The organism is Corallococcus carmarthensis, from assembly GCF_003611695.1.
GTDB classification, from domain to species: Bacteria; Myxococcota; Myxococcia; order Myxococcales; family Myxococcaceae; genus Corallococcus; species Corallococcus carmarthensis.
This window is the reverse complement of sequence record NZ_RAWE01000308.1, coordinates 1-8,777: the sequence shown is the minus strand read 5'-3', so window position 1 is coordinate 8,777 and position 8,777 is coordinate 1. Positions and strand designations below refer to the sequence as shown.

Genomic DNA, 8,777 nt, shown 5'->3' with positions numbered 1-8,777 from the left:
GTCCTGGAGCGAACCCGGCAAGCCCGCTCCCCAAGCGCCGCCTGAACCCACGCGTCCCCAGGCCGCCCCCCCGGAGGAAGAGCCCGCCCGCGTCCAGCCGCCGTCCAAGGCCAAGGGCGAAGCCGAAGGCTGGGAGTCCTTCCCCGGCGCCTCCGACCCCATCACCGCGCCGCCTCCGCCTCCGCCGCCCCGGGCCGCGCCGCCACCGCTCCCCGAGCCGCCGCATGAGCGCCGCCGCGTCAAGGCTCCCCGTCCGCCTGCGCCACCCCAGGCCCCCAACCGCTACGGGCTCTACGGCGGGCGGTCGCTGGGCTCCGGACACGTGGGCGTGGGGATGGAGCTGGGCTTCCCCTTCGTGTCCGCGCGCGGCGTGTACGGCGTCCTGGAGCACCTGGACCTGGGGCTGGGCGTGGACAGCGTCTACGGCCTGATGACCGAGCTGCGCGCCAGCGCCCGCTTCACCCTCCTGGACAGCGAGAACGTCAGCCTGGCCTTCGTGGTGGACGGCGGCCACGCGTTCTTCCTGCGTCCCCCGGACACGGAAGACCAGGGCGCGCGCTACCTGAGCGGCAGGCGCGACTGGAACGTGGCGCCGGGACTGGTGACCTCCTTCCAGGGCGACAGCCCGCGCGCGTGGCGGCCCTATCTGGACGTCCGCGCCCTCTTCGCCTTCGACATGGATCCCATCCAGCGGGATCCGCTGTCCGGCGTGCCGCCCGCGTGGAAGCTGGATGCCGCCGTCCTCGTCCGGCTGGGCGTGGAGTTTCCCGTCGGAGAAAAGACGTCCTACGCTGTCTCTTTCGGCGGTGACTTCCGCAGCCGCTCCACGGATGCGGAGTTCATGCCCACGCTGTCCGTGGGCGTGGTGTCCGCGCTGTTCTGAAATCCCCCCTCCCCCCCTCTCGACCCGAGGTCATCTCATGCGCGGCAGTGTCATCGGTGCAGGTTCGTTCGGAACGGCGCTCGCCAACGTGCTCGCGGTGAATTGCGATGAAGTCCGCCTGTGGGGCCGCGAACCCTCCGCTGTGGAGGCCATCAACACCCGCCACGAGAACGCCACCTACCTCAAGGGCATCCCCCTCTCCGAGCGCGTGCGCGCCACCACGGACCTGGAGGAGGCGCTGGCGGGCTCGGAGATGGTGGTGCTCGCCACGCCCAGCCACGCCACGCGTGAAGTGCTCGCGCGCGCGAAGACCTTCCTGCCCAAGAGCGTGCCCCTGGTCACGGTGTCCAAGGGCATCGAGAACGGCACGCTCCTCACCATGACGGAGCTCTTGGAGGACTGTCTGCCGGAGGAGTTCCACCCGTACGTCGCGGTGCTCTCCGGCCCCAGCTTCGCCAAGGAGCTGGCGCGGCGCATGCCCACGGTGGTGACCATCGCGTCGCACTGGGACAAGGTGGCCCAGCGCTGTCAGAAGGCGCTCCAGACGGACACCTTCCGTTCGTACACGTCCACGGACGTGGTGGGCGTGCAGTACGGCGGCGCGTTGAAGAACGTCATCGCCATCGCCGCGGGCATGGCGGACGGCCTGGGCATGGGCCACAACGCGCGCGCGGCCATCATCACGCGCGGCCTGGCGGAGATCACGCGGCTCGCGGTGCGCAAGGGCGCCAACCCGCTGACGCTCTCCGGCTTGTCTGGCATGGGCGACCTGGTGCTCACCTGCACGGGTGAACTGAGCCGCAACCGCCACGTGGGCATGGAACTGGGCAAGGGCCGCAAGCTGCCGGACATCCTCGCGGAGATGAAGGAGGTCGCCGAGGGCGTGAAGACGGCGAAGAGCGCGCGCGACCTGTCCATCAAGACGGGCGTGGAGCTGCCCATCTGCGAGCAGGTCTACCTCATCGCCTACGAGGGCAAGAACGCCAAGGCGGCGGTGGTGGACCTGATGACGCGCCAGCCGAAGTCGGAGCTGTCCGGCGTCTGAAGGCGCCGGAGGGCAGGGGCCGCGCTAGTAGCGGCGCGGCTTCGCTTCGGGGCCGGCGCCGCGCACGCGCCACACGGTGAGCCGCTCGGAGTTGGTGTGGCTCAGGACGAGCCCTTCCGTCTGCATCTCCTCCAGCAGGCGGTTCGTCTTGAGCCGGTCCAACCCGATGGTGCGGCCCAGCAGGTCGCCGGGCATGCCGCTCAGGTTGGAGCGCAGCTCGTTGATGATGGCGCGCTTGAACTCGTTCTTCTGCAGGCCGTCCATGTCCTGCGTTCGCCACGCGGACAGGATGCCCCAGCCGATGAGCAGCAGCGTCACCACGGCGATGACCGGGTAGACGATGTGGCTGTTCTTCTCGAGCAGCTCGATGTAGCCGGTGGTGATGGACGAGACGGGCCGGTCGTAGTCCGGCCCGGAGTCATTTCCGGGCAGACCTTCGATTTGGGCCGTCAACAACGGGATGAGCAGTTTCAGCGCGGGAGCCAAGGCCCCCCGACTCTACGGGGAGGGCCCCCGCGCCGACAACCCGCCCACCGTCACACCACGCCGATGGACTCGGATGCACCCTCGGCGAACAGGGTGGTGTCCGCCTTGGCCAGCAGCGTCGCCAGCCCCTCGCGCTTCACCGCGCTGATGGCCACGCCGCCCTTGGACCGCAGGAGCGCCTCCACCTCGTCCGCGGGCAGCTGGTCCGCCTTGTTCCACACCATCAGGCGCGGCTTCTCCATCAGGCCCAGCGAGTTGAGGATGGTCTCCACCGCCTCCACGTGGTCGTCGCGCGCGGGGTCGCTCGCGTCCACCACGTGCAGGAGCAGGCTTGCGTCGTACAGCTCCTCCAGCGTGGCGCGGAAGGCCGCCACCAGGTCCTTGGGCAGGTCCCGGATGAAGCCCACCGTGTCGGTGATGATGACCTCGCGCTCCTGCGGGAAGCGCAGCCGGCGGCTGGTGGGGTCCAGCGTGGCGAACAGCTTGTCCTCCGCCAGCACCTCCGCGTTGGTGATGGCGTTGAGCAGCGTGGACTTGCCCGCGTTGGTGTAGCCCACGATGGAGATGACCGGCACCTCGCGCCGGTTGCGCTGCGCCCGGCGGACGCTGCGCTCGCGGCTGATGACGTCGATGCGGCGCTCCAGGTGGGTGATGCGCTCGCGCACGCGGCGGCGATCGATTTCGAGCTTCGTCTCACCGGGACCACGGCCGCCCACGCCACCGCCCATGAGGCGGCTGAGCGAGTCATCCCCCTGCACCAGCCGGGGCAGCCGGTACTTCAGCTGCGCCAGCTCCACCTGCAGCTTGCCCTCCGCCGTCTGCGCGCGCTGGGCGAAGATGTCGAGGATGAGCTGCGTGCGGTCGAGAATCTTCAGGCTCGTCGCATCGCCGATGTGACGGCCCTGCGACGGGGTGAGGTCCTTGTCGAAGACGAGCAGGTCCACCATGGACTGCATGGAGCGCAGGTTCAGGTCCTCCAGCTTGCCCCGGCCGATGAGGTAGCGCGGATCCGCTTCACGCTTCATCTGGAGCACGCTGTCCACCACCTCCACGCCCGCGGTGCGCGCCAGCTCCTTCAGCTCCGCCAGGCTGGACTCCGCCCGCGCGCGGTTGCCGTCCAGGCACACCGCCACCAGGATGGCGCGCTCGCGGCCGGACACCGTGCGCGCGGCGGCGTTGCGGTTGAACTCCTCCTCCAGCGCGTTCAGCGTGTCCAGCAGGTCCGGCTGCTCACCGTGCACGGAGGGCAGCGTGGACACGTGCCAGAAGTCGCCCGAGCCGTTCTCCGGCACCAGGTAGGCCCAGTGCAGCACGCCGGGCAGGCCGTCACTGCCCACGCCCACGGCCGCCACGCAGTCCAGGCGCAGGAGCGCCAGGTCCGTGAGGTCGTCCTTCGTCAGGGGTTCGCTCTTCAAGTGCGTGTGCACCAGGCGCAGGCCACGCAGGCGGATTTGACCGGCGCGCGCACGGCCGATGTCCGGCAGCTCCAGCTTGTGCGCGTTGCCCACCACGACGTGCTCGATGTCGCCCTTGCGGTTGATGAGGACGCCCACCTGACGGTTGAGCTCGTGCGACAGCTCGGTGAGGTGGCGGGCAAGCTCCGCGGACACGATTTCGCGCGGATCCACGCGGCGGCGGAAGGTGTTGCGCAGCCGCTGCTGCTCGCTCGACTTCAGGCCCAGGGTGTTGCCGTAGATTTCCTTCAAACCGTTTCTCCTGGCGCGGGCATCGAAGGGCCCGCTCCGCATTCAAGGCATTGGATGGACTGGGGCCGTCCGCGTTTCATGACAAAGGCCCCGCTCCCGCCCGCCACGAAGCCTGGTGAACAACCGGGCCCCGCGCGTCCTTTCCCGTTCCAGCCTACGCTGCCTTCCGTGACTGATTCCGCACGCAACGCCCTGCGCGGGGCCCGCCGCGTGGTGGTGAAGATTGGAACCAACGCGCTGACGAGCGCCACGGGCCGCTTCAACCGCGCCCACTTCGACGCGTTGGGCCAGGACCTGCTGTGGGCCGCCCAGGGCCGGGAGCTGGTGGTGGTGTCCAGCGGCGCCATCGCGCTGGGCATGGAGCGCCTGGGCCTGCCCGCGCGCCCCCGGGACATCCCCGGCAAGCAGGCGTGCGCGGCGGTGGGGCAGAGCCGCCTGATGCAGGCGTACGAAGAGGCCTTCAGCCACGCGTCCCGGACGGTGGCCCAGGTGCTGCTCACCCACGAGGACGTGCAGGAGCGCCGGCGCTACCTCAACGTGAAGCACGCCCTGGACCGGCTGCTGGCCGCGGGCGTGGTGCCGGTCATCAACGAGAACGACACCGTGTCCGTGGACGAGCTGAAGTTCGGCGACAACGACACGCTGGCGAGCCTGGTGGCCGGCGTGGTGGAGGCGGACGCGCTGGTCCTCCTGTCCGACGTGGAGGGCCTCTACACCGCCGACCCGCGCAAGGACGCCGACGCCCGCCTGATGCCCGCCGTGCCGCGCGTCACCGCCGACGTGCTGGCCCTGGCCGGCGACGCCACCAGCGCGGTGGGCACGGGCGGCATGGCATCCAAGGTGCGCGCCGCGGCCCGCGCCTCGGAGCTGGGCATCCCCTGCGTCATCACCTCCGGCGCGGTGCCCGGCCGCCTGCGCGGCGTGCTCCAGGGGGATGCGGTGGGCACACTCTTCGAACCCGCCGGCCGCCGCAGCGCGCGCACCGCGTGGATCGCCCATGCCCTGCGTCCCCGGGGCCTGCTGGTGGTGGACGCCGGCGCGAAGGAGGCCATCGTCACGGGCAAGCGCAGCCTGCTGCCCAGCGGCGTGACGGGCGTGGAAGGGGAGTTCGGCCGGGGAGACCCGGTGGACCTGACGGACGCGGCCGGGGCGGTGTTCGCCCGGGGCCTGTCCACCTACGACGCCAACGAACTCCGGCGCATCGCCGGGCGGCGGAGCGCGGACATTGAAGCAGTGCTGGGCTACCGCTACCTGGATGAGGCGGTGCACCGCGACGACCTGGCGGTGCTGTAGCGGACGGCCGCGCAAGCCGCCTAGATGGAGCAGGACACGGACTTCACCGTGCCCGGCTTCTCATCCGTCAGCCGCATCAGCGCGCGGAACTCCGGGGAGTCCACCTTCATCAGGAGCAGCGAGACCTCCAGCTCCCCCGGCACCCGGCCCAGCTGGAGCTTGCGCTCCTGGCCGTGCAGCAGGGCAAGCTGCGAGTGGCCTTCGCCCTCCGGGAGGGACAGGTCCAGCTGGAGCTCGAACGAGTCGCCTTCGCCCTTGGGCGTGAGCACCAGGCGGTAGTCCGGCGTGGACGCACCCGGACGGCGGCGCTCGGCGCGCAGCGTGCGGCCCGCCTCGCCCAGCAGCTTGGGCTGGGCGATCAGCCGGCCGTCGCGCCGGACCTCCAGCGCGAAGTAGAGCGGTTCGGAGCGGGCCTGCGCCGGGGTGGAGACGAAGGCCAGCAGCACCAGCGCCAGCCCGGGAAGCCACTTCTTCAGCAGGGAGGTGCGGTCCATGGTCGAGCCCTCGTCAAAGCCTTCCGTCCGCCGCGTCGGCCCCACGGCAGCCAGCGGAGCCCCCAAGAGAGGCCTGCTGTCGCTTCTCACCCAAATCGACAATGGCCAAGGAATAACCCAGACGCGCCCCGAGTGCGAGCCCCACGCCCGGGGTTGTCTGCTGGCTTGCGGACGAAACGAGGGGTACATGGCGATACCTGCTTGCCTGTTCAGGTTGGGGCGGCTATCCCCCCTTGGACGGAGCCGGTTCCCTCGATTGTTCCCTTCCCGTCCCTTTTCCTGCCTGCTCCTTTCTCCCACCCCGGAAGTCCCCGGTCTCTTGATCTCCCGGGTCCTGTCCGCCATGGTCACCGATCACCTGAATGGACCGCACGGAACGCATCCTTGATCTCGTGGCACTGCTGCTCGACGCGCGGGAACCCATCTCGTGGGCCGAGCTGCGTGAGCACTTCCCCGCGGACTACGGCGGTTCGGATGACGCCGCCGAACGCAAGTTCGAGCGCGACAAGGCGGAGCTCGTCGAACTGGGCTTCCCGCTGAGCTACGTGCAGGGCGACGACGAGCGGCGCGACGGCTACCTCGTCGACCGCAACGTCTACTACCTGCCGGAGGCGGACCTCACCAAGGAGGAGCTGGCCGTGCTCTACGCCGCCGGGTCCGCCGCGCTGGCGTCTGGCGCGTTCCCCGGCCGCGACGACCTGGCTCACGCGCTGCGCAAGATCGGCTTCTTCGCCGGCGAATCCCTGCCCACCCCGCGCGTGCGCATGGAACTGGGCACCGGCCAGGAGGGCCAGGAGAAGGAGGTCTCCGCCCGCCTGGAGCAGCTCTGGGACGCGTGCTCCGCCCACAAGTGGGTGCAGCTGACCTACGGCAGCCCCCGCAAGGACGGCGTCACGGAGCGGCGCGTGGACCCGTACGGCCTGGCGCTGAGGCGCGGCGTCTGGACGCTGGTGGGCTACTGCCACCTGCGCCAGGGCCTGCGCACCTTCCACGTCCACCGCATCCGCGAGCTGAAGGTGAACACCGCCCGGCCGCGCACGCCGGACTTCGAGGTGCCAGCGGACTTCTCGCTGGACGCCCACGTGGCGTACTTCCCCTGGCAGTACCGCTTCCATGAACCCCTGGAGGTGACGCTCCAGCTGACGGGGCCGCAGGCCTCGCGCGCGGGCTCGCTGTTCCCGGGCGCGGCGCTGGAGCCGGTGTCGGAGGGCGTCGTGCGGGCCCGCTTCCCGGTCACATTCCTGGACGGGCTGACGCGGTTCGTCCTGTCCCTGGGCTCGGACTGCCGCATGGAGGGGCCTCCGGAGGCGCGCGAGCGCCTGGAGCGGATGGCCGCGAACATCCTGGCGAAGCACTCGCCGGTGGAAGGTGAGCGGGTGAGCGCATGAGCAACGTCCATGAGCGGCTGCGCCGCCTGCTGTTCCTCGTCCCCTACGTCTCCAAGCACCCGGGCGTCACCGTGGTGGCCCTGGCCAAGGCCCTCAACATCAGCCGCGAGGACCTGCTGGAGGAGCTGGACCTGCTCACCTGCGTGGGCCGGCCGCCCTTCAACCCGGACGACTACATCGACATCTACGTGGACAACGACCGCGTCTACGTGGACCTGGATCAGCGCCTGTTCGCGCCGCCCCGGCTGACGGCGGGCGAGGCCGCGGCCCTGGCCGCCGCGGCGGAGCTCCTGCGCCCGGCCACCGGCGACGCGCTCCAGAGCGCCCTCACCAAGCTGGAGGGCATCATCCCGCCCGCGGCCCGCGAGCGCTTCCGGGAGATGTACCGGAAGATCGACGCCTCCGCGGACGCGCCCCCGGCGCTGGGGCCGCTCACCCGGGCCATCCTGGAGCGGCTGGAGGTGACGTTCGGCTACGCCAGCCCCGGCCGCCCGCCGGAGCCGCGCCGGGTGCGCCCCTACGAGCTGCTCAGCCACCGCGGCCAGTGGTACCTCCAGGGCTTCTGCCATACCCGCCAGGACGCGCGCCTGTTCCGGCTGGACCGCATGGAGGACCTGGCCGTCACGGCCACCGCCTTCCAGCCCCCGCCGGACGCCCGCGCGGACGTGCCCAACCCGGCGCGAAGCGCGAGCGAGGCCTCCGTCCGGGTGCGCTTCACTCCCACGGCGGCCCCGTACGTGAAGGAGCGCTTTGGCCAGGACGCCCGCCCGCTTGCTGACGGAGGGGTGGAGGTGCGGGTGGCCGGAGACAGTGAGCGCTGGCTCACGCAGTGGGTGCTATCCTTCGGGGGAGAGGCGGAAGTGCTGGAGCCGGCGAGCGCGCGCGCCGCCGTTGCCCGAGCCGTACATGCCTCGATAGGCTCCTAGGACGACATGGCTTTCCAACTGACGATCTCCGAGGGAAAAGACGCCGGCAAGGAGTTCGTCTTCGACCAGGACTCCGTGCTCATCGGGCGCACCTCCGAGTGCGACGTGGTGCTGTACGACCCCGGTATCTCCCGCCGCCACTGCCGCATCTTCCAGGACGGAGGTGGGTACGCGGTGGAGGACCAGAAGAGCGCCAACGGCACGCTCGTCAACGGCGCGGCGGTGCAGAAGCAGGCGCTGACGGACGGCGACACGCTCACGCTGGGCCCGGTGACGTTCCTCTTCGCGCTCGCTGCGGAGGACGCGACCACCGGCGAGGACGAGAAGCCCGCGGAGGACGGCGCCAACAGCACTCGCATCGTCTCCATCGACTCCCTGCGCAAGCAGCGCAACAAGAAGGCCGCCGCGGCGCTCGTGCCGGAGGGCGTGGACGAGGAGGACCTGCAGGGCATCCGCGCGGAGTCCACGCGCATGAACATGCGCGCCATCCGCCGGCCCACCTCCAACGCCCAGCGCGCCGTCCCGCAAGAGCCGCCCCCGCCGGAGCGTCCTCTTC

9 protein-coding genes are annotated in these 8,777 nt (G+C 70.8%); 6 read left to right on the top strand and 3 right to left on the bottom strand.

Annotated elements, in window-relative coordinates; translation table 11 throughout:
• Positions 1-883, top strand: an 883-nt coding sequence (locus D7X32_RS41200; RefSeq protein ID WP_208752718.1) for a hypothetical protein, incomplete at its 5' end; no start/stop codon positions are given.
• Between the two features lie 37 nt (positions 884-920).
• Complete coding sequence (locus D7X32_RS41195; protein WP_120607982.1) at positions 921-1,928, top strand: NAD(P)H-dependent glycerol-3-phosphate dehydrogenase; 1,008 nt, start codon at positions 921-923, stop codon at positions 1,926-1,928.
• A gap of 24 nt (positions 1,929-1,952) precedes the next feature.
• Here D7X32_RS41195 and D7X32_RS41190 read toward each other — a convergent pair whose 3' ends face one another.
• Together D7X32_RS41190 and hflX are read right to left on the bottom strand one after the other, a co-directional pair.
• Positions 1,953-2,414, bottom strand: a complete 462-nt coding sequence (locus D7X32_RS41190) for a hypothetical protein (protein ID WP_438359009.1) — start codon at positions 2,412-2,414, stop codon at positions 1,953-1,955.
• 50 nt (positions 2,415-2,464) lie between these two features.
• Positions 2,465-4,120 carry a GTPase HflX gene (gene hflX / locus D7X32_RS41185; RefSeq protein WP_171449592.1) on the bottom strand — a complete coding sequence of 552 codons (1,656 nt, stop codon included), beginning with the start codon at positions 4,118-4,120 and terminating at the stop codon, positions 2,465-2,467.
• Positions 4,121-4,288: 168 nt separating this feature from the next.
• Here hflX and proB point away from each other — a divergent pair, with 168 nt between their 5' ends.
• Entirely contained in the window at positions 4,289-5,413 is a 1,125-nt protein-coding gene (proB, locus tag D7X32_RS41180) for a glutamate 5-kinase (protein WP_120607983.1), read from the top strand.
• A gap of 20 nt (positions 5,414-5,433) precedes the next feature.
• Here the strand turns inward: proB and D7X32_RS41175 are convergent, their stop codons facing one another.
• A complete protein-coding gene (locus tag D7X32_RS41175; protein ID WP_171449590.1) occupies positions 5,434-5,907 on the bottom strand; it encodes a hypothetical protein in 474 nt (157 codons plus the stop codon).
• Positions 5,908-6,269: 362 nt separating this feature from the next.
• On the opposite strand from D7X32_RS41175, the gene D7X32_RS41170 reads away from it, so the two are divergent.
• The 3 genes from D7X32_RS41170 to D7X32_RS41160 all read left to right on the top strand — a co-directional run.
• The gene (locus D7X32_RS41170; protein ID WP_120607979.1) at positions 6,270-7,295 is read left to right on the top strand and encodes a helix-turn-helix transcriptional regulator; all 1,026 of its coding nucleotides are present in this window, start codon (positions 6,270-6,272) and stop codon (positions 7,293-7,295) included.
• Positions 7,292-8,221: a helix-turn-helix transcriptional regulator gene (locus D7X32_RS41165; RefSeq protein WP_120607978.1), complete on the top strand. Its 930-nt coding sequence runs from the start codon at positions 7,292-7,294 to the stop codon at positions 8,219-8,221. Before D7X32_RS41170 ends, D7X32_RS41165 begins: the two co-directional genes overlap by 4 nt.
• A gap of 6 nt (positions 8,222-8,227) precedes the next feature.
• Positions 8,228-8,777, top strand: a 550-nt coding sequence (locus D7X32_RS41160; RefSeq protein ID WP_147450478.1) for an FHA domain-containing protein, incomplete at its 3' end; no start/stop codon positions are given.